General features: G+C 71.6%; 19 protein-coding genes. 7 read left to right on the top strand and 12 right to left on the bottom strand.

Going from position 1 to position 19,622, the window contains the following annotated elements:
- Positions 1-3: 3 nt before the first annotated feature.
- From ACFWJW_RS05545 to ACFWJW_RS05535, 3 genes are all read left to right on the top strand, one after another.
- Entirely contained in the window at positions 4-702 is a 699-nt protein-coding gene (locus ACFWJW_RS05545; RefSeq protein WP_387235299.1) for an O-methyltransferase, read from the top strand.
- A gap of 62 nt (positions 703-764) precedes the next feature.
- Positions 765-2,063, top strand: coding sequence for a 3-deoxy-7-phosphoheptulonate synthase (locus ACFWJW_RS05540; RefSeq protein ID WP_387235297.1), 1,299 nt, complete (start codon positions 765-767; stop codon positions 2,061-2,063).
- Positions 2,064-2,111: 48 nt separating this feature from the next.
- Positions 2,112-2,444, top strand: a complete 333-nt coding sequence (locus ACFWJW_RS05535; RefSeq protein ID WP_386680971.1) for a putative quinol monooxygenase — start codon at positions 2,112-2,114, stop codon at positions 2,442-2,444.
- Positions 2,445-2,517: 73 nt separating this feature from the next.
- On the opposite strand, the gene ACFWJW_RS05530 is transcribed toward ACFWJW_RS05535, so the two are convergent.
- Positions 2,518-3,765 (bottom strand): DegT/DnrJ/EryC1/StrS family aminotransferase, encoded by a 1,248-nt coding sequence (locus ACFWJW_RS05530; protein WP_387235294.1) that lies wholly within the window; start codon positions 3,763-3,765, stop codon positions 2,518-2,520.
- Between the two features lie 147 nt (positions 3,766-3,912).
- Entirely contained in the window at positions 3,913-4,944 is a 1,032-nt protein-coding gene (locus tag ACFWJW_RS05525; protein WP_387235292.1) for a LacI family DNA-binding transcriptional regulator, read from the bottom strand.
- Between the two features lie 149 nt (positions 4,945-5,093).
- Here ACFWJW_RS05525 and ACFWJW_RS05520 point away from each other — a divergent pair, with 149 nt between their 5' ends.
- From ACFWJW_RS05520 to ACFWJW_RS05505, 4 genes are all read left to right on the top strand, one after another.
- Positions 5,094-6,419, top strand: a complete 1,326-nt coding sequence (locus ACFWJW_RS05520) for an extracellular solute-binding protein (protein ID WP_387235289.1) — start codon at positions 5,094-5,096, stop codon at positions 6,417-6,419.
- Entirely contained in the window at positions 6,416-7,417 is a 1,002-nt protein-coding gene (locus ACFWJW_RS05515; protein WP_387235286.1) for a carbohydrate ABC transporter permease, read from the top strand. The genes ACFWJW_RS05520 and ACFWJW_RS05515 overlap by 4 nt, the downstream gene beginning before the upstream one ends.
- Positions 7,414-8,262 carry a carbohydrate ABC transporter permease gene (locus ACFWJW_RS05510; RefSeq protein WP_387235284.1) on the top strand — a complete coding sequence of 283 codons (849 nt, stop codon included), beginning with the start codon at positions 7,414-7,416 and terminating at the stop codon, positions 8,260-8,262. The genes ACFWJW_RS05515 and ACFWJW_RS05510 overlap by 4 nt, the downstream gene beginning before the upstream one ends.
- A 178-nt stretch (positions 8,263-8,440) precedes the next feature.
- Positions 8,441-10,102, top strand: coding sequence for a glycoside hydrolase family 13 protein (locus ACFWJW_RS05505; protein WP_387235281.1), 1,662 nt, complete (start codon positions 8,441-8,443; stop codon positions 10,100-10,102).
- An 80-nt stretch (positions 10,103-10,182) separates the two neighbouring features.
- On the opposite strand, the gene ACFWJW_RS05500 is transcribed toward ACFWJW_RS05505, so the two are convergent.
- The 10 genes from ACFWJW_RS05500 to ACFWJW_RS05455 form a co-directional block, all read right to left on the bottom strand.
- Entirely contained in the window at positions 10,183-10,953 is a 771-nt protein-coding gene (locus ACFWJW_RS05500; RefSeq protein ID WP_387235278.1) for a sirohydrochlorin chelatase, read from the bottom strand.
- A 3-nt stretch (positions 10,954-10,956) separates the two neighbouring features.
- Positions 10,957-11,865 carry an ABC transporter permease gene (locus ACFWJW_RS05495; protein ID WP_387235275.1) on the bottom strand — a complete coding sequence of 303 codons (909 nt, stop codon included), beginning with the start codon at positions 11,863-11,865 and terminating at the stop codon, positions 10,957-10,959.
- The gene (locus ACFWJW_RS05490; protein WP_387235272.1) at positions 11,852-12,661 is read right to left on the bottom strand and encodes an ABC transporter ATP-binding protein; all 810 of its coding nucleotides are present in this window, start codon (positions 12,659-12,661) and stop codon (positions 11,852-11,854) included. Before ACFWJW_RS05490 ends, ACFWJW_RS05495 begins: the two co-directional genes overlap by 14 nt.
- 42 nt (positions 12,662-12,703) lie before the next feature.
- Entirely contained in the window at positions 12,704-13,813 is a 1,110-nt protein-coding gene (locus ACFWJW_RS05485; RefSeq protein ID WP_387235269.1) for an aliphatic sulfonate ABC transporter substrate-binding protein, read from the bottom strand.
- Between the two features lie 212 nt (positions 13,814-14,025).
- A complete protein-coding gene (locus ACFWJW_RS05480; RefSeq protein ID WP_387235266.1) occupies positions 14,026-15,381 on the bottom strand; it encodes a sulfate adenylyltransferase subunit 1 in 1,356 nt (451 codons plus the stop codon).
- 2 nt (positions 15,382-15,383) lie between these two features.
- Positions 15,384-16,319, bottom strand: coding sequence for a sulfate adenylyltransferase subunit CysD (gene cysD / locus ACFWJW_RS05475; protein ID WP_387235263.1), 936 nt, complete (start codon positions 16,317-16,319; stop codon positions 15,384-15,386).
- Positions 16,316-16,849 carry an adenylyl-sulfate kinase gene (gene cysC, locus ACFWJW_RS05470; RefSeq protein WP_387235261.1) on the bottom strand — a complete coding sequence of 178 codons (534 nt, stop codon included), beginning with the start codon at positions 16,847-16,849 and terminating at the stop codon, positions 16,316-16,318. The genes cysD and cysC overlap by 4 nt, the downstream gene beginning before the upstream one ends.
- Before the next feature lie 20 nt (positions 16,850-16,869).
- Positions 16,870-17,571 (bottom strand): phosphoadenylyl-sulfate reductase, encoded by a 702-nt coding sequence (locus tag ACFWJW_RS05465; protein ID WP_387235258.1) that lies wholly within the window; start codon positions 17,569-17,571, stop codon positions 16,870-16,872.
- Complete coding sequence (locus ACFWJW_RS05460) at positions 17,568-17,756, bottom strand: hypothetical protein (RefSeq protein WP_387235255.1); 189 nt, start codon at positions 17,754-17,756, stop codon at positions 17,568-17,570. Before ACFWJW_RS05460 ends, ACFWJW_RS05465 begins: the two co-directional genes overlap by 4 nt.
- Positions 17,753-19,450 (bottom strand): nitrite/sulfite reductase, encoded by a 1,698-nt coding sequence (locus ACFWJW_RS05455; RefSeq protein ID WP_387235252.1) that lies wholly within the window; start codon positions 19,448-19,450, stop codon positions 17,753-17,755. Before ACFWJW_RS05455 ends, ACFWJW_RS05460 begins: the two co-directional genes overlap by 4 nt.
- Between the last annotated feature and the right edge of the window lie 172 nt (positions 19,451-19,622).

Genomic DNA, 19,622 nt, shown 5'->3' with positions numbered 1-19,622 from the left:
CCCGTGTTACGGAACGACACCCTGGGCCCCAGGAATCTGACGCTCACCCCCGAACTGCACAGCTATCTCCTCGCTCAGGGCAGGATGACGCCCGATCCGGTCCTCGCCGAGCTGATCGAGCACACCCGAGCCGCCGTACCCGACCAGGCACACATGACGGTCGCGCCCGAGGAAGGCGCCCTGCTGACCTTCCTGGTGCGGCTGCTGGGTGCCCGCCGGATCGTCGAGGTGGGGACCTTCACCGGGTACTCCTCGCTCTGCCTGGCGCGCGGACTGCCCGCCGACGGCACGCTGATCACCTGCGATGTCTCCGCCGAATGGACCGCCCTGGCCCGCGACTTCTGGGCCCGCGACGGGGTCGCCGACCGGATCGAGCTGCGGCTCGGTCCGGCCCTGGACACCCTCCGCGCCCTGCCGCCCGAACCGCACCTGGACCTGGCGTTCATCGACGCCGACAAGCCCGGCTACATCGGCTACTGGGACGAGCTGGTGCCGCGGCTGCGGCCGGGCGCGCTGCTGCTGGCCGACAACACGCTCTTCAGCGGCCAGGTGATCGACGCCGACCCGGGCGAGAAGCCCGCCGCCATCCGCGCGTTCAACGAGCACGCCCGCAAGGACGACCGGGTCCAGCTCGTCATGCTGCCGGTGGCGGATGGGCTGACGATGGCCCGCCGGCTGCCGCCCGGTGAGTCGCCGGTCTGATGGAACCCACCAGCCATGCGACGGCCAGTACGCCACCGGCACCGGCCGGCAGGAGGACACAGATGACGGGGGCGACCCGGTCCGGCTACCCGCTGCCCTCGCTCACCGCCGAGGGCCCCTACGTGGAACTCGACGAGGACTGCCCCTGGGACCTCGCCGCGGCCCGGCAGCAGCCGGACTGGGGCGACCCCGTCCAGGCCGCGGCCATGCGCGCCGAACTCGCCCAGCTGCCCGGCCTGGTCACCTGGGAGGAGGTCCGGCTGCTGCGGACCCTGCTCGCCGAGGCCGCGACCGGTCACTACCTGGTGATCCAGGCGGGCGACTGCGCGGAGGACCCGGCGGAGTGCGAACCGTCGGCGGTGCTGCGCAAGGCCGGGCTGCTCGACGCGCTCGCCGGGGTGATGACGGCCGGGACGGGCAAGCCGGTGGTGCGCATCGGCCGGATCGCCGGGCAGTTCGCCAAGCCGCGCAGCGCCACCACCGAAACCGTCGACGGCCGGGAACTCCCGGTCTACCGGGGGCACTTGGTCAACAGCCCGGAGCCCACCCGGTCCGCGCGGCGGGCCGACCCGCGGCGGATGCTGGACTGCTACCACGCCGCCTTCCGCGCCGTGACCTGTCTGCGGCAGCGCACCAGCGCCTGGGCACCGCCCACCGGCGCACCGGTGTGGACCAGTCATGAGGCGCTGGTCTTCGACTACGAGCTGCCGCTGCTGCGGCGGACCGCCACCGGCCACACCCTGCTGGCCTCCACCCATCTGCCCTGGATCGGGGAGCGGACCCGGCAGCCGGACGGCCCGCACACCATGATGCTGGCGCAGGTGGCCAACCCCGTCGCCTGCAAGGTCGGGCCGACGACCCGGCCGAAGGACCTGCTCGCCCTGTGCGCACGCCTCGACCCGGGGCGCGAGCCCGGCCGGCTCACGCTCATCGCCCGTATGGGAGCACCGGCGGCCGGTACCGCACTGCCGCCCCTGGTCTCCGCCGTGCGCCGCGCCGGCCACCGCGTCGGGTGGCTGTGCGACCCGATGCACGGCAACACCGTCACCTCGCCGGGCGGTGTGAAGGTCCGGGCGGTGCCGACGGTCGTCGCCGAGGTCCGGGCCTTCCTGGAAGCGGTCACCGGCGCCGGCGGAACCCCCGCCGGACTGCACCTGGAAACCACTCCTTACGACGTCACCGAGTGCGTCTGGGGAGACGACCCCGCGGACATCGACGCCGAACGGGCCGCCGGCCCGGCCCGGCACGCGTCCCACTGCGACCCCCGCCTCAACCCGGCGCAGGCCGTCGAGGTGGCCCACGCGTGGGCGAACCCGCCCGCGCGGACCCCGGCATACGCGGCGGGCTCGGCGCTCGGCTGAGCCCGCGCGGCGCGTGCGTACCCATCCCTCCTGGAAAGGAACGACACCATGAGTGAGACCGTCATCCGCACCGACGACGGCACCATTGCCATGATCAATGTCTTCGAGGTCGCCCCCGAGAACCAGCAGGAGCTGGCCGACGTACTGAGCGAGGGCGCCGAGAAGTTCATCCGGCACCGGCCGGGCTGCGTCTCGGTGAACATCCTGCCCAGCACCGACGGCAAGCGGCTCGTCTACTACGCCCAGTGGCGCACCAAGGCCGACATCAAGGCGACCATGGCCGACCCCAATGTCCAGGTCTACCGCGACAAGGCAGCCGAACTGGCCAAGCCGGACCCGCACGCGTACACGGTCTTCGCCGTCCACCACCCGGAGAGCTGACGGCCTCGACGCCGGCCGCCGCCCACACCCAGGGGCGGCGGCCTCGCGCGTCCCGGCCGGGGCCCGCTCCTCTCTACCGGGGCCCGCAGACCGTCGCCGGCATCGCCGCCGGGGCCGGCACCCCGCCGTTCAGCTCCGCCAGCGCACCGTCCAACGCCTCGATCAGATAGTCCTGCTGATGCGGCGTCAGCATTGCGTGGCAGGGCAGATTGAGGTGCTGCTCGAACCAGCTGCGTTCGGCGACCGGGCACTCGCCGCGCAGATGCCCGCGCTGGCGCCATTGCGGCAGCAGATGCTGCGGGAAGTAACGCAGCTGGATCTCCACGCCCCTGCGGTCCAGGGCCAGGACGAGCCGGTCGCGCAGCTCCTGGTGGTCGGCCAGGCAGGTGTAGAGGTGGTAGGAGTGGGCGCTGTGCGCGGGCGCCGACTGCGGGGTGAGGAACGGGTAGCGGGAGAGCACCTCGTCCAGCCGCCCGGCGAGCGCCCGCCGCCGTGCCACGGCCGCCTCGACCCCCGCGAGCTGGGCCTGCCCGAGGGCCGCGACCACCTCCGGCATCGTCGCGTCACCGCCGGGCCGCCGTACGAAGCCACGCTGGAGGGGCGTGGCGTACGAGGTTCCCGGCAGCCCGGCCGGCGCGGGCCGCGGGTGCGCGGTCCGGGCGTCCCCGTCGGGGGCGCGCAGCCGGCGCAGACGCTCCGCCCAGTCGTCCCGGTCGCAGGTGATCAGGCCGCCCTCGCCCAGCGCGGTGCTGGACTTGGCGTTCCGCAGGCTGAAGGTGGCGAGGTCCGCCAGGGACCCGGGGCTCCGGCCGCGGTAGCGGGCGCCCAGCGCATGCACACAGTCCTCCAGCACCAGGAAGCCGTGCCGCCGGGCCAGGGCCATCACCGTGTCCATCTCGGCGGGGCAGCCGCCGTAATGCACCAGCAGCAGGGCCCGGGTGCGCGGGGTGATCAGCGCCTCCAGCACGGCCGGGTCGAGATTGAGGGTGATGGGGTCGATATCGCAGAACCGGACCCGTACGTCATGGTCGAGCAGCGGCTGGACGGTGGCGCGGTGCGTCTGCGGGGTGGCGATCACCTCGTCGCCGGGGGCCAGATCGAGCATCCGGATCGCCATCTGGAGGGCGACCGCTCCGTTGTTCACCGAGATCGCGTGCCGGCTGCCGACCGAGGCGGCGAAGGAGCGCTCGAACCGTTCGCGCCGGGCGCCGGCCGGCAGCGGTGTGCTCTCGTGGACGAGCTCGGCCAGCACGGCGGCCTCGGTGTCGGTCGACAGACTGCCCCGCTTCCCCCAGGGCACGAGGTAACTCTTGTCCAGCATCGGTTCCCCCCGGATCGTCTCTGGGTGCACCGAAGAGGTGCAGTCCTATGACAGTCGAGGGGCAGCCGCCGGTGAAGAGTCAGCGGCGGTCAGCAAGGTCAGTTAGGTCAGCTTCACGGCAACTGCGCGGCACCGCCCGCGCAGCGTTCAGCTCCCCGCGGGCGGCGGCGCCGTGCTGCCGCGCGGGACGAGTTCGGTCGGCAGCACGATATGGCGCTGGTGCGCGCCGTCGGAGTCGTCGATCACCGACCGGGCCAGGTGTACGGCGGTGCGCCCGATCTCGGCGGCGGGCTGGGCCAGCGTCGTCAGGCCCAGGACCCCGGCCATGACATGGTCGTCGAACCCCATGACCGAAACCCGGCCGGGGACCGGGACGTTGGCCTCCCGCAGCGCCGCCAGCAGCCGGAACGCGAAATCGTCGGTCTCGGCGAACAGCGCGGTCGGCGGGTCCTGGAGGCTCAGCAGCCGGCCCACCGCCGCGCCCATCCCGCTGCCCTTCCAGCCCGGCACGCTCATGATGAGCGCGTCGTCCCGCTCCAGACCCGCGTCGGCGAGGGCCCGCAGATGCCCGGCGAGCCGGTTCTTGCTGCTCCAGGCGAAGCCGGTCTCGTCGGACGTCTGGAGGAAGGCGATCCGCCGGTGCCCGAGGTTGAGCAGATGGCGGGTGCCCCGCAGCGCGGCGTCCGCGTCGTCCACGTAGACACTGGGGCGCCCCTCGGCGTGCTGGCTGACGAAGACGAGCGGCATGCCCAGGTCGTCCAGGCGGGCCCGCTCGGCGGGGGTGAGCGCGAAGCTCACCACGAGCAGCGCGTCGGCATTGCGGCGGGCGGGCAACCGGTCGAAGAAATCGGCGCGTTCGCGCACATCGGCCACGCTGTAGACCAGCAGGTCGAGACCCGCCTCGCGCAGCGCGGGCGCCATACCGGACAGCGTCGCGCTCAGGAACCACGACTCCAGATGCGGGAGGAGTACGGCGACCCGGCCGGTGCGGCCGGTCACGAGACTGGAGGCGCTGCGGGTGATCGCGAAGGACAGCTCGCGGGCCGCCGCCTCCACCCGGGCGCGTGTGGTGTCCGAGACCGTCGACAGTCCGCGCAGCGTGCGCGAAACGGTGGATACCGAAACCCCCGCCCGATGGGCCACATCGGCCATCGTGGCCTCGCTCTGAGCTGAGGACATGCCGGGACGCTAGCACAAAAAGGCGATGACAGCGTTGCCAGAAGATCCCCAAGGGAAATCTGTTGTTCACGACCCGTTGACCTGGTGACAAGGCCACTTCTAGCCTGCAAGCGCTGTCATCGATGGCAGCCAAGACGTGAGGAGCACTCATGGCCTTGAGCCGCAGAACCCTGCTCGCGGGCGGTCTCGCCGCCGGAGCCGGGCTCACCAGCGGTTGCGCGGGCAAGCCCTTGGACACCCTGCTGACCCAGGCTGCCCACGTCCCGCGTACCCCGGCCACCCTCGTCTGGTGGGTGTCCGAAATCCCCTCCCGGAACGGCCCGGTGGTGGCCGACCTGATCATCCGGGCCTTCGAGCGCCGCCATCCGCACCTCCGTGTCCGGAAATCGAACGCCCTCAGCACCACCGACGGCAATCGCGCCGCGGTCACCACCCAGCTCGCCGGAGCCTCACCCACCCCCGACGTCTACCTCGGCGACACCACCTGGCCGGCCCAGTTCGGCGCCAACTCCCTTGCGCTGCCCGTGCAGACACTGCTGCCCAAGGACTTCTGGAAGGACTACCCGGCGGCCCTGCGCCGGGTCAGCGAGTACCGCGGATCCGTGTACGCGCTGCCCTTCTTCACCGACAACTCCTTCCTCTTCTACCGGAAGGACCTGCTGGCCAAGCACGGTCTGCCGGTGCCCCGCAGCTGGGAGGAGCTGCTGCGCACGGCGCGCACAATCCAGCGGGCCGGGGACGCCGCCTACGGCTTCCTCTGGCAGGGCTCCGTATCGGAGTCGCTGACCTGCAATGTCACCGAGTTCCTGGCCGACGCCCAGGCCCCCGTACTGGACGAGGCGGGGCGGGTGGCGCTGAACGGGCCGGGCGCGGAGCGGGCCTTCGCGCTGATGCGGGAGTTCACCGAGACCGGGGTCACGCCCCGTACGGTCACCACCTACGTGGAGGCGGACTCCCAGGACGCCTTCACCGGCGGCCGCGGCGTCTTTCTGCGCAACTGGTCCTACGCCTGGGGCAACGCGGCCGACCGGGCGGTCTCCAAGGTGGCCGGCCGGGTCGGCGTCGTACCCCGCCCCGGCTTCGACGGCGACGGTCCGCGCGGGGTGAGCTGCGCCGGCGGCTGGAGCAACTTCGTCAATCCCAACTCCCAGCACCTCGGGGCCGCGGTCGCCTTCGCCCGCTTCTGCGCCGGAGAGGAGGCGCAGATGATCCTGCTGAAGCACGCCGGGGTGATTCCGGCGCTCGAAGGCGTACTGACCCGGCCGGAGGCCCGCCGGGTCGGCGATCCCACGCTCACCCGGGCCAAGGAACTGCGGCTGGTCGCCCGGCCGGTGCAGACCCCTTACTACCCCCAGGTCAGCAAGGCGCTCTACACCCAGGCCAACGCCGTGATCGGTGGCCGGACCACGCCCGCCCGGGCCGTGCGCGCGGCCCGCGCCGACATCCGGACCGCACTGGAAGGCAGGGCCCTGTGAATGCCGTTACCTCCTCCGCGACCTCCTCCGCGACCGTCCCGCGGGGCCCGGCCCCGCAGGCCGGACCAGGCAGCGGGGCCGTACCGCGCGGCGACGGCCCGGCCCGGGTGAGCCGGCGCGGACGGGCGCGCACCGGCTGGTTCTTCGCCTCGCCGGCGCTGCTCACCATCGCCGCCGTGACGGTCTTCCCGGTGCTCTTCTCGGTGCTGCTCAGCTTCGCCGATGTCCGCCTGGAATACGGCGGGTTCAGCATCCAGTCCCTGACGGGCGACCATTACGCCGCCTTGCTGAGCAGCCCGGAATGGCGCCACGCGCTCCTCTTCACCTTCGGCTTCACCGCCGTGACCGTGCTGCTGGAGCTGGTGCTCGGCACCGCGGCGGCGCTCGTACTGGAACGGCTGGGAGCCGCCCGCGGCTGGGTGCTGGCGGTCCTGCTGCTGCCCTGGGCGCTGATCAATGTCGTCGCCGCCCAGTTGTGGGGATATCTCTTCAACGGCACCTACGGCGGGCTGACCTGGCTCTTCGAGCAGATCCTCGGCCATCAGCCGGACATCCTCGGGCAGCCCGCCTCCGCCATGGGCGCCATGGTGGTGGTCGACGTATGGAAGACCACGCCCTTTGTCGCGATTGTCGTTCTCGCCGGACTGATGCTGATTCCCGGTGATGTCTACGAGGCGGCGGAGATCGACGGCGCCGGCGCCTGGACGACGTTCTGGAAGGTGACCCTGCCGCAGCTGCGGCCGATCATGGCCATCGCCGTCCTCTTCCGCATCCTCCAGGCGTTCGGCATCTTCGACCTGCCGTTCGTCCTGACCCAGGGAGGACCGGGCACCGCCACCGAATCCCTGGCGATCCTCGGCTACAAAACGCTCTTCCAGAACCTCGACATCGGCCGGGGCGCGGCGGTGGCCACCACCTCCGCGGTCATCGTGATCGGCTGCTGTCTGCTCTTCCTGCGGGTCTTCCGGACGCAGGCCGACGAAGGAGGGCGGGCATGAGCCGCCGTACACCGGCATCCGGTATCCGCCGGTACCTCAACGCCGTCAACCTTGGCGGTCTGGCGATCGTCGTGCTGTCGACCCTGCCGCTCTACTGGATGATCACGTCGTCCTTCAAGGGACCGGGCGAGATCAGCGCCGCCCCGCCCAGCCTGGTGCCGGAATCGGCGACGCTCGGCAACTACGTGGAGGCGTTCGTCCGCAACGGCATCGGCCGCTACCTGCTCAACAGCGTGCTGGTGGCCTCCGTTTCCACGGCCGCCGTGCTGGGGCTGTCCTTCTTCGCGGGGTACGCCCTGGCCCGCACCCCGCTGCGCGGCCGCGGCGCCATCATGACGATCCTGCTGATGCTGTCCGTCTTCCCGCCGATCGCGCTGGTCGTGCCGCTGTTCCTGCTGGAGCGGCAACTGGGGCTGCTCAACAGCTACGCCGGGCTGATCGTGCCCTATGTCGCGCTCAATCTGCCGTTCGCCATCTGGATCATGCGCAACTACCTGGTCGGTATCCCCCGTGAGCTGGAGGAGGCGGCCACCGTCGACGGCGCGGGTCCGCTGCGCACCGTCCTGACCGTGATCGCGCCGCTGGCCCGGCCGGGGCTGTTCACCGCGGGCATCTTCACCTTCACCGCGACCTGGGCGGAGTTCCTGCTGGCGCTGACCTTCAACAGCGAGGACGGCCACCGCACCGTGCCGGTCGGCATCGCCCTGTTCACCAGCCAGTACACGGTTCCCTACGGGACGCTGTTCGCGGGGGCCGTGGCGGCCACCGTCCCGATCGGCGTCCTGGTCATGATCTTCCGCCGCTCGATCGTCTCGGGCATGACCTCAGGGGCGGTGAAGGGATGACCCCGGCCCCCGCGCCGGCCACCCCGCCGCACCCGACCCGGCGCCACGCAGCGCCGTACCCTCCCCCAGCTACCGCTGGGAGGTGCCCTCACCCCAGTTACCGCTGGGAGGTGCCCCCACCCCAGCTACCGCTGGGAGGTGCCCCCGTGCGTCCGCTACCGCCCCGAAAGGCAGCCACGTGACCCCTCATCACCTCGACCCCGCCCGCGACACCACCGACTGGTGGCGGCAGGCCGTCGTCTACCAGGTGTACCCGCGCAGCTTCGCCGACTCCGACGGCGACGGCATCGGTGACCTCCCCGGCATCACCTCGCGGCTGCCCTACCTCGCCGGCCTGGGCGTGGACGCCGTCTGGCTGAGCCCCTTCTACCCCTCGGAGCTGGCCGACGGCGGCTATGACGTCGCCGACTACCGCGATGTCGACCCGCGGCTGGGCACCCTCGACGACTTCGACGCCATGGTGGCCGAGGCGCACCGCCTGGGCCTCAAGGTGATGGTGGACATCGTGCCCAACCACTCCTCCCACCAACACGAGTGGTTCCAGGAGGCGCTGCGCGCCGAGCCCGGATCCGCCGCGCGGGAGCGCTATGTCTTCCGCGAGGGCAAGGGCGAGCACGGTGAACTGCCGCCCACCGACTGGATCTCCTGCTTCGGCGGCCCGGCCTGGACCCGGCTGCCGGACGGCTGGTGGTACCTCCACCTCTTCGCCCCCGAGCAGCCCGACTTCAACTGGGACAACCCCGAGGTCCGCGCCGACTTCCGGCAGACCCTGCGCTTCTGGTCCGACCGCGGCGTCGACGGCTTCCGGGTCGATGTGGCCCACGGCCTGGCGAAGGACCTGGCCGCGCCGCTCCGCGACATCGGCACCGTCGAGGGCTACACACCCGGCGACCTGCCGGAGGACGGCAGCCACCCCTTCTGGGACCGGGACGAGGTCCATGACATCTTCCGGGACTGGCGCAAGGTCTTCAACGAGTACGACCCGCCCCGGGTCGCCGTCGCCGAGGCATGGGTGCGCAGCTCCCGCCGTACCGCCTACGCCACCCCGCAGGAGCTCGGCCAGGCATTCAACTTCGACTTCCTCAAGGCCCCGCTGGACGCGGCGGAGCTGCGTGCCTCCATCGACACCGCGCTCGCCGACGCGCGGGCGGCCGGGGCGACCGCGACCTGGGTGCTCTCCAACCACGATGTGATCCGGCACGCCTCCCGGTACGGCCTCCCGGCCGGCCGCGACGAAGAAGCCTGGCTGCTCTCCGACGGCCAGGAACCCGTCCTGGACCGGGAGTTCGGCCTGCGCCGGGCCCTGGCCGCGACCCTGCTGATGCTGGCGCTGCCCGGCTCGGCCTACGTCTACCAGGGCGAGGAACTGGGCCTGCCCGAAGTCGCCGAGCTCTCCCGCGACAGCCTCCAGGACCCGGTGTGGACCCGGAGCGGCGGTGCGCTGAAGGGGCGGGACGGCTGCCGGGTGCCGCTGCCGTGGCGGCGCGCGGGCAGCTCGTACGGATTCGGCAGCGGCGGCTCCTGGCTGCCGCAGCCCCAGGGCTGGGGCGCGCTGTCCGTCGAGGCACAGGAGGGCGTGGCCTCCGCACCCCTGGAGCTCTACCGCACGGCGCTGGCCACCCGCCGCCGGCTGGTGGCCGACGAGGCGCTGGAATGGGCCGGCGGGACGACGGCTCCGGGCACCCTGCACTTTTGCCGCTCGGGCGGCTGGGAGTGCGTGGCCAACCTGTCGGACGAGCCCCGGCCGCTGCCGGCCGGTGAGCTGTTGCTGAGCTCCGCGCCGGTCACCGGCGACCAGCTGCCGCCGTGGACGACGGTCTGGCTGCGCACCGCGCGCTGAACCGCCGCCAGGGCCCCGTCGTCGAACTCCCGTCTGCCCGAGGCCAGGCGGGAGTTCGATGACAGCCCTGAGGGGACCCGTCAGGCGCTCAGCGCCGTCAGGTCCCCTCGGGCGCGTGCCCGGAGCGCCTCGTCGTAGCGCCGTACCAACAGCCGGGCCAGCTCGGGCGCCGGGCCGAGGACGGGGGCGAGGAGGTCGGCGCGGGCCTCGCGGGCGCCGGCCGCGATCCGGTCCGGGAGGAATCCGGGCGCGATGACGTACGGGGCCACGGCCACCCGCCGGACGCCCTCGGCCCGCAGCGCCCGCACGGCGTCCGCGGTGCGGGGCAGGGATGCGGAGGCGAACGCAGGTCGCACGGCACACCAGCCAGCGGTGTGCCACCACTCCCGCGCGATTTCAGCGAGCACTGCGCCCGCCTCCGGGTCGGAGGAGCCCGCCGAGGCCAGCACGACCCCGGTCGAGCGACGGTCACCGGGCCGCAGCCCGGCCTCCGCCAGCCGGCGTTCCAGCGCGGCGGTCAGCAGGGACGACGGGCCCAGCACTCCGGCCTGCCGGATGGTCAGCAAGGGCAGCCGCGCGGCCGCCTCCCGCAGCACCGCCGGGATATCGGACTTGGCGTGGAAGGCCCGGGTCAGCAGGAGCGGCAGCGCCACCACGTTCCGCGCCCCCTCGGCCGCCAGGCGCTCCAGCACCCGCGGCACCCGGGGGGCGTTGAAGTCGAGATAGCCGACCTCGACGCGCAGCCCCGGACGCAGCGCCCGGACCCGCGCGCAGAGCGCGGAGACGGTCGCCGCGTGCCGCGGATCGCGGCTGCCGTGGGCGATGACGAGAAGCGTGGGGCGGGCGTCCATGGGTCAGCTCTTCACCAGGAGGCCACGGCTGCGCAGCACCCGGCGCTCGACCGGGGCGAAGATCAGCAGCTCGATGCCGATGCCGACGATGAGGATGAGCAGGATCGCGGACAGCACCCAGGACATGTCCTGGAGCTCACGGCCCTGCTCCAGCAGCTGGCCCAGACCGGTGCCCAGATCGGGCGCGTTCACGATGAGCTCGGCGGCCATCAGGGAACGCCAGGAGAACGCCCAGCCCTGCTTGAGCCCGGCGATATAGCCCGGCAGCGCGGCCGGCAGCAGCACATGACGGACCCCGGCGAGGCCGGTGGCGCCGATGGTGCGGCCCGCCCGCAGGTAGAGCGGGGAGATCTGGTCGACGCCCGCCACCAGTCCGTTGGCGATGGACGGGATCGCGCCGAGCAGCACCACCGCGTAGATCGTGGCGTCGCTCAGCCCGAACCAGATGATCGCGGCCGGGACCCAGGCGACCGAGGGCAGCGACTGGAGCCCGCTCAGGATCGGTCCGATCGCGGCCCGGACGGCCTTGACCCGCGCGACGACCAGCCCGAGCAGCGTGCCGAGGACCACCGAGGCCAGAAAGCCGAGGGCGCCGCGGGAGACGCTGGTCCACACGAAGCTCAGCAGGGTGCCCTCCAGCCACTTCTGCTGGAGCGAGCGGCCGACCTCGACGGGGCTCGGCAGCAGGTAGTGCGGCTTGAGCGCGAAGTGGTAGGCGAGCTGCCACAGGGCGAGCACGATCGCGATGGCGATCAGCGGGGGAAACGCCTTCGAGGCGGCGGTGCGCAGCCACGGCTGCCGGTCGACGACCCTGGATTCCAGGGCGTCGAGCCCGGCCTCCAGACCGGCGAGGTCGCCGGAGCCGTCCCCCTCGGCGGCGGTGGCCGGGGCCTTGGTCTCAGTGCTGGCCATGGCGGCGGATCTCCCCACGGAGCTGTTCGGTGATCTCGATGGAAAGGTCGGCGACCGCGGCGTCCTCGATGCGGCGCGGCTGCGGGATGTCCACCCGCCACTCCCGCGCGATCCGCCCCGGACGCGAGGACAGCAGGATCACCCGCTCGGCGAGCCGCACGGCCTCGCGGACGTTGTGGGTGACGAAGAGGACCGAGAGGTTCGTCTCCCGCCAGATCCGGGTCAGCTCGTCGTGCAGCACATCGCGGGTGATCGCGTCGAGCGCCGCGAACGGCTCGTCCATCAGCAGCAGTTGGCTGTCCTGGGCGAGCGCACGGGCCATCGCGACCCGCTGGCGCATCCCGCCCGACAGCTCGTGCACCCGCTTGCCGTGGGCGCCCTTGAGCCGGACGAGTTCGAGCAGCCGCTCGGCCTCCTCGCGGCGCTCCGCGCGCGGCACCCCGCGCAGCCGCAGCGCCAGTTCGATGTTGCGGCCCGCGGTCAGCCACGGGAACAGCGCATGTTCCTGGAACATCAGGGCCGGCCGCCCGCCCGGCGTCTCGATCGCGCCGGCGGACGGCGCGTCGAGACCGGCCACGAGGTTGAGCAGGGTGGACTTGCCGCAGCCCGAGGCCCCCAGGATGCAGACGAATTCGCCGGGCGCCACATCGATGCTGATGTCGTCCAGGACATGCTGCTGTGCGCCGGCGCGGCCGAACGACTTCGAGACATGGTCGATGCGGGCCGCGTACGGCACGGTGGTGCCCGTGTCCGCCGTGGCGGGCGGCTGCTTGGTGAGCGTGGTGGTGGTCGTCATCGGTGTCACCTCCTGGGGGAGTGCGGGTGCTGCGGGCAGGGGCTACTTGCTGCCGAGTCCGGCGTCGTCGACCGGCGGCTTGCCTTCCGACTTGAGCACCTTGTTCAGCAGGGTGAGGTCGTAGATGCCCTTGAGGTCCGGCTTCTTGAGCAGGCCCGCCTTGACGGCGTGGTCGGCCTCCTCCTGGAGGGTGGCGGCCAGCGGGTCATCGGTGACATCGACGTTCTTGAACGCCGGGTCGATGACGTTCTGCGGCAGTGCCTTGCCGGCGACGTCCGAGGAGGCGAGCTTGTCGTTGAGCGTCTTCTTCGCCTCGTCCGGGTGCGAGCGGATCCAGGCGTTGGTCTTCACCGAGGCCCGCAGCACCGCCTCGACGGCCTTCGGGTGCTCCTTGAGGAACTTCTGCGAGACGATCATGTTCGTGATGACGAACTTCCCGTCCTTCCACAGCTTCTTCTCGTCCAGGATCGACTTGCCGCCCTCGGCGACGAGCTTGGAAGCGGTGGGCTCGGGCACCCAGGCGGCGTCGATGGCGCCCTGCTGGAAGGCCGTGGGCGTCACCTTGTTGTCGGTGCGCTGGACGGTGACATCACCCTTGCCGGTGGTGGGGTCGACCTGGTAACCCTTGCCGGCCAGGTAGTTGAGCAGCGCGACGTCCTGGGTGTTGCCCAGCTGCGGCGTCGCGATCGTCTTGCCCTTGAGGTCGCCCAGGCTCTTGACCTTCTTGGGGTTGACCACCAGCGAGACACCGCCGGAGGCCGAGCCCGAGATGATCTTCAGGCTCTTGCCGTGCGACTTGGCGTAGCCGTTGATCGAGGGGGAGGGGCCGATCCAGCCGATGTCGATGGCGCCCGAGTTGAGCGCCTCGATCTCGGCGGGGCCCGCGTTGAAGACGGAGGACTTCACCTCCGTGCCGCCCAGTTCCTTCTGGAACCGGCCGCTCTGGAGGCCGACCAGAGGAGTGGCGTGCGTGGTGTTGCCGAAGTACCCGATCGTCAGGTGATCGAGCCCGTCGGTCTTGGCGCCCTTGGGGGCGACACCGGCCGCGGTGTCCTTCTTGGCCTCGGAGCCGTAGCCGCAGGCGCCCAGCGCCCCGGCCAGGAGCGGAACGGTTGCTGCGGCCGCCAGCAGGCGGTGTCGAACGGCAGACACGGGAGGATGTCCTCTCGGAGGGCCGGGCGGGGTGCGCCCTCTAGGGCGCGCCCGGCGGAGCTGTGGATCTTCGGAAGGGGGGCGTGGGGGGTACGGAGTGGAGCATCGTCAGCGCACACATCGGCCGACTCCGCCCTGCCCACTGCCCAGGGCGCCGCTGCCGATGCGGCCGCCCTCCTTCGCGAAGGTCGAGAACACGTCTTTGAGCATGCTCAGAAGTCCCATCCCTCGTCGTCCGCCGCCTCGGCCGAGGCGGCCTCCTCCGCCGCCTCCGCGAAGGCGGTGCCCGCCATGCCCGCGGTCAGCGTCGTCCCGTCGGACGGGTCGATCAGCAGGAACGAGCCGGTGCGGCGGGAGTCGGCGTAGGCGTCCAGCGCCAGCGGCTCCGCCGTGCGCAGCACGATCCGCCCGATGTCGTTGGCGGCCAGCTCACCGGGCGCCGGGTGCTGCGAGAGGTCGTCCAGGGTCAGCCGGGACGGGATGTCCTTGACGATCGCCTTGACCGTACGGGTGGTGTGCTTGAGCAGCACCCGCTGGCCGACGGTCAGCGGACGGTCCGCCACATGGCAGACGGTCGCCTCGATGTCCTGCGAGACGCCCGGCGCGGTGGCCGTCGGGGCGATCAGGTCGCCGCGCGAGACGTCGATGTCGTCGGTGAGCCGGACGGTGACCGACTGCGGTGCCCAGGCGACGTCCACGGCCTGGCCGAGCGCGTCGATCGCCTCGATGGTGCTCGTACGGCCCGAGGGCAGCACGGTGACGGCGTCGCCGACGCGCAGCACACCGGAGGCGATCTGGCCCGCGTAGCCGCGGTAGTCGGGGTGTTCGGCGGTCTGCGGACGGATCACGTACTGGACCGGGAAGCGGCCGGGGTCCTCCGACGGGTCGGCGACGACGGCCACGGTCTCCAGGTGCTCCAGCACGGTCGGGCCGCCGTACCAGTCCATGTGGGCCGACGGCGTCACGACGTTGTCGCCGGCCAGCGCCGAGATCGGGATCGCGGTGATCTCCGGGACGCCCAGCGAGGCCGCGTAGGTCGTGAACTCCTCGGCGATGGCGGCGAAGACGGGCTCGGCGTAGTCGACCAGGTCCATCTTGTTGACGGCCAGGACCACATGCGGGACGCGCAGCAGGGCGGCCACCGCGGCGTGCCGGCGGGTCTGCTCGACGACGCCGTTGCGGGCGTCGACCAGCACCACGGCCAGCTCGGCGGTGGACGCGCCGGTGACCATGTTGCGGGTGTACTGCACATGCCCGGGGGTGTCCGCCAGGATGAAACGGCGGCGCGGGGTGGCGAAGTAGCGGTAGGCGACATCGATGGTGATGCCCTGCTCGCGCTCGGCGCGCAGCCCGTCGGTCAGCAGCGCCAGGTCGGGCGCCTCCTGCCCGCGGTTGCGGGAGGCGTGCTCGACGGCCTCCAGCTGGTCGGCGAGCACCGACTTGGAGTCGTGCAGCAGCCGGCCCACCAGGGTGGACTTGCCGTCGTCGACGGATCCGGCGGTGGCGAAACGCAGCAGCGAGGTGGCACCCGCGTCAACGGCGTCGATCGCGTCCGTGTTCGTACTCATGGTTAGAAGTACCCCTCGCGCTTGCGGTCCTCCATGGCGGCCTCGGACATCTTGTCGTCGGCCCTCGTCGCGCCCCGTTCGGTGAGCCGTGACGCGGCGATCTCCGTGATCACGGCCTCGATGGTGTCCGCGTCGGAGTCGACGGCGCCGGTGCAGGACATGTCGCCGACCGTGCGGTAGCGCACCTGCCGGGTCTCCAGGCTCTCGCCGTCCTTGGGGCCGCCCCACTCACCGGGCGCCAGCCACATACCGTTGCGGGCGAAGACCTCCCGCTCGTGGGCGTAGTAGATGGCGGGCAGTTCGATCTTCTCGCGGGCGATGTACTGCCACACGTCCAGCTCGGTCCAGTTGGACAGCGGGAAGACCCGGACGTGCTCACCGGGGGAGTGCTTGCCGTTGTAGAGCTGCCACAGCTCGGGGCGCTGCCGGCGCGGGTCCCAGCCGCCGAACTCGTCGCGCAGCGAGAACACCCGCTCCTTGGCGCGCGCCTTCTCCTCGTCCCGGCGCCCGCCGCCGAAGACCGCGTCGAAGCGGCCCTTGTCGATGGCGTCCAGCAGCGGCACGGTCTGGAGCGGGTTACGGGTGCCGTCGGGGCGCTCGCGCAGCTCACCGCGGTCGATGAAGTCCTGCACGGAGGCGACGTGCAGCCGCAGCCCGTGCCGCTCCACCGTGCGGTCGCGGTAGTCGAGCACCTCGGGGAAGTTGTGCCCGGTGTCGACGTGCAGCAGCGAGAACGGCACCGCGGCCGGCGCGAACGCCTTCAGCGCCAGGTGCAGCATGACGATGGAGTCCTTGCCGCCGGAGAACAGGATCACCGGCCGCTCGAACTCCCCCGCCACCTCACGGAAGATGTGCACCGCCTCGGACTCCAGGGCGTCCAGGTGCGACAGCGCGTAGGGGTTGTCGAGATCTTCGGTCACGGCAGCGATGGTGCTCATGCCAGTCCCCTCTCCGTGAGCAGCGTGTGCAGCGCCGCCGCGGACTCCTGCACGGTCTGGGTGTGCGACTCCAGGCGCAGATCGGGCGACTCGGGAGCCTCGTACGGGTCGTCCACACCGGTGAGCCCGGAGATCTCGCCCGCCGCCTGCTTGGCGTACAGGCCCTTCACATCCCGCTCGGAGCACACCTCGACGGGCGTGGCCACATGCACCTCCAGGTACGCGGTGCCCTCGCTCTGGTGGCGCTTGCGCACCGCCTCGCGGCTGTCCGCGTACGGCGCGATCACCGGCACCAGCGCCTTGACACCGTGGCTCGCCAGCAGCTCGGCCACGAAGCCGATGCGCTGGACGTTGGTGTGCCGGTCAGCGCGGCTGAAGCCCAGGCCCGCGGACAGGAACTCGCGGATCTCGTCACCGTCGAGCACCTCGACCCGGTGGCCCTCGCCGCGCAGCCGGCCGGCCAGCTCGTGCGCGAGGGTCGTCTTGCCCGCGCTCGGCAGACCGGTCAGCCAGATCGTGGCGCCCGTCATGGATATCTCCTGATGCTCGGTCATCCGTGCAGCCCGCACTCGGTCTTGTTGCTGCCGGCCCAGCGGCCGGCCCTGGCGTCCTCGCCCTCCAGCACCCGGCGGGTGCAGGGCGCGCAGCCGACGGAGGCGTAGCCGTCCGTCAGCAGCGGGTTGGTGAGCACACCGTGCTCGGCCACGTACGCGTCCACGTCGGCCTGCGTCCAGCGGGCGATCGGCGACACCTTCACCTTCTGCCGCTTCGGGTCCCAGCCGACGACCGGGGTGTCCGCCCGGGTCGGCGACTCGTCCCGGCGCAGCCCCGTCGCCCAGGCGTCGTACCGGGCCAGGCCCTCTTCGAGGGGCTTGACCTTCCGCAGTGCGCAGCACAGGTCGGGGTTGCGGTCGTGCAGCTTCGGGCCGTGCTCGGCGTCCTGCTCGGCCACCGTCTGACGCGGGGTCAGGGTGAGGACGTTGACGTCCATCACCTCGGCCACCGCATCACGCGTTCCGAGGGTCTCGGGGAAGTGGTAGCCGGTGTCCAGGAAGACCACGTCCACGCCGGGGAACGCCCGCGAGGCCAGATGCGCGACGACCGCGTCCTCCATCGAGGAGGTGACGCAGAAGCGCGGACCGAAGGTCTCGGCGGCCCACGTGAGGATGGTCAGTGCGGGCGCGTCCTCCAGGTCGCGGCCCGCCTGCTCGGCGAGCTGCTTCAGGTCGGCTGCGGTGGTAGCGGTGGTCACGACTCACCTCCGTCGGGTGCGGCAGGGGACTTGCCGGCCTGCCCCTGGGCCAGCAGGCCCAGGAACTTCAGCCGGAACGCACGGCTACAGGACCGGCATTCCCAGGCTCCATGGCCTTCTTCGGAAGGCTGGAGGTCCTCGTCCCCGCAGTACGGGCAGTAGAACGGCGCCGCACGCTCGCTCATTTGAGGGCACCCTCTTCCGCCCGGGCCGCCCAGGTGGCGAACCGCTCGCCCTCCTCGCGCTGTGCCTCGAAGTTGCGCAGCACCCGCTCGACGTAGTCGGGGAGTTCGTCGGCGGTGACCTTCAGCCCGCGGACCTTGCGGCCGAAGCCGGCCTCCAGGCCCAGCGCGCCGCCCAGGTGCACCTGGTAGCCCTCGACCTGGTTGCCCTCGTCGTCCAGGACCAGCTGGCCCTTGAGACCGATGTCCGCGACCTGGATACGGGCGCAGGCGTTCGGGCAGCCGTTGAGGTTGATGGTGACCGGCTCCTGGAAGTCCGGCATCCGCCGCTCCAGCTCGTCGATGAGCGAGGCGCCGCGGCCCTTGGTCTCGACGATGGCGAGCTTGCAGAACTCGATGCCGGTGCAGGCCATCGTGCCGCGCCGGAACGGCGAGGGGGTGACCTGGAAGTCCAGCGCCTCCAGCCCGGCGACCAGCGAGTCGACCTGGTCCCGCGTCACATCGAGGATGATCATCTTCTGCTCGACGGTGGTACGCAGCCGGTCGGAGCCGTGCGCGGCGGCCAGTTCGGCGATCTTGGTGAGGGTGGTGCCGTCGACCCGGCCGACGCGCGGGGCGAAGCCCACGTAGAAGCGGCCGTCCTGCTGCTCGTGCACCCCGATGTGGTCGCGCCACTTGGATGCCGGCTCCTCGGGCGCGGGACCGTCCACCAGCTTGCGCTGGAGGTACTCGTCCTCCAGCACCTGGCGGAACTTCTCCGGGCCCCAGTCGGCCATCAGGAACTTCAGCCGGGCGCGGGTGCGCAGCCGGCGGTAGCCGTAGTCACGGAAGATGCCGACGACACCGGCCCAGACGTCCGCGACCTCGTCCAGCGGCACCCAGGTGCCCAGGCGCTGGGCGAGCTTGGGGTTGGTGGACAGCCCGCCGCCGACCCAGAGGTCGAAGCCGGGGCCGTGCTCGGGGTGGACGACGCCGACGAAGGCCACGTCGTTGATCTCGTGGACCACGTCCTGGACCGGCGAGCCGGAGATCGCGGTCTTGAACTTGCGCGGCAGGTTGGAGAATTCCTTGCTGCCGATGTAGCGGTCGTGGATCTCGTCGACGGCCGGGGTGCCGTCGATGATCTCGTCCGCCGCGATACCGGCCACCGGGGAACCGATGATCACGCGCGGGCAGTCACCGCACGCCTCGGTCGTGGAGAGCCCGACGGCCTCCAGCTTCTCCCAGATGGCGGGGACGTCCTCGATGCGGATCCAGTGCAGCTGGATGTTCTGCCGGTCGGTGATGTCCGCGGTGCCGCGGGCGTACTCCTCGGAGACCTCACCGATGGCACGCAGCTGGGCCACGGACAGCCGCCCGCCGTCGACGCGGACCCGCAGCATGAAGTACCGGTCGTCCAGCTCCTCCGGCTCCAGGATCGCGGTCTTGCCGCCGTCGATCCCGGGCTTGCGCTGGGTGTACAGCCCCCACCAACGCATCCGCCCGCGCAGGTCGTTGGGGTCGATCGAGTCGAAACCGGCCTTGGAGTAGATCGTCTCAATGCGTGTCCGCACATTGAGACCGTCGTCGTCCTTCTTGAACTGCTCATTGCCGTTGAGCGGCGTGAAGTGGCCAACGGCCCACTGGCCCTCACCGCGGTGGCGTCCGGCCTTGCGGCGGGTCGTGGCAGCTGCGGGGACTTCGGAGGAGGCGGCCATGGGTGTACGTCCTTCTGGGCGGGCTCAAGGGATCGGGACAGGTCGCCGGGCACCACGATGACCTGCGCGGAGACACCGAAAGGCGGCGCGTGACAACGCGTCGGGGGAGGTCTGCGGGTCAGGGGGTGTCAGCGCGTCCGCGACGATGGGGACGGCGTGAAATGCGGTGCTG

It is taken from the genome of Streptomyces sp. NPDC127097 (assembly GCF_042724075.1).
In the GTDB taxonomy this organism is placed as follows: domain Bacteria; phylum Actinomycetota; class Actinomycetes; order Streptomycetales; family Streptomycetaceae; genus Streptomyces.
This window is presented reverse-complemented; position numbering and strand designations above follow the sequence as displayed.